The sequence below is a fragment of the Rhodococcus sp. P14 genome, assembly GCF_000256505.1.
Lineage (GTDB): Bacteria > Actinomycetota > Actinomycetes > Mycobacteriales > Mycobacteriaceae > Rhodococcus > Rhodococcus ruber.
On sequence record NZ_AJFC01000255.1, the window covers coordinates 1 to 864 of the forward strand.

Annotated in this window: 1 protein-coding gene; it reads left to right on the forward strand. The window is 73.8% G+C overall.

Annotated features, from left to right (window positions below):
• On the forward strand, positions 1-864 hold an 864-nt coding region (locus tag OEY_RS0118075), incomplete at both ends, for an aminotransferase class III-fold pyridoxal phosphate-dependent enzyme (RefSeq protein WP_029540096.1).

An 864-nucleotide genomic window follows, 5' to 3' on the forward strand; every position in this document is an offset into this window, starting at 1 on the left:
AGCTGCTCGTGCGGATCACCCCCGACGGCCTGGACAAGGTCTTCCTCGCCGATTCCGGGTCGGTGTCGGTGGAGGTCGCGGTCAAGCTCGCCCTGCAGTACCAGCGCGCGGTGGGCCGGCCGGGACGGCACCGGCTCATGACCTGGCGGGGCGGCTACCACGGTGACACGTTCGCGCCGATGAGCGTGTGCGACCCCGACGGCGGCATGCACTCGATGTGGACCGGCGTACTGCAGCGGCAGGTGTTCGCGCCGGCGCCGCCGCGCGAGTTCGACCCGGCGTACGTCGCCGAGTTCGAGGCCACGCTCGAGGCCCACACGGACGAGCTGGCCGCCGTGATCGTCGAGCCGGTGGTCCAGGGCGCGGGTGGCATGCGCTTCCACGACCCCCGCTACCTGACCGAGCTGCGCCGGATGTGCGACACCCATGGCCTGCTGTTGATCTTCGACGAGATCGCCACCGGGTTCGGTCGCACCGGGGAGCTGTTCGCCGCCGATCACGCGGCCGTCGCGCCGGACGTCATGTGCGTGGGCAAGGCGCTGACCGGCGGATATCTGACGCTGGCGGCGGTGCTGTGCACGTCGGCCGTCGCCGAGGCGGTCAGCGCGGGCGAGGGCGGCGGCATCATGCACGGCCCGACGTTCATGGGCAATCCGCTCGCGTGCGCGGTGGCCGTCGCTGCCGTGGAGCTGCTGCTCTCGCGCGACTGGCGCGGCGAGGTCGCCGCGCTCGGCGCCGGCCTCGAAGCGGGTCTGGCGCCGGCGCGGGAGCTGCCGGGCGTGGTGGACGCGCGGGTGCTCGGCGGCATCGGCGTGCTCGAACTGGACCGGCCCGTGGACATGCGCGCCGCGACGGCGGGGGGGG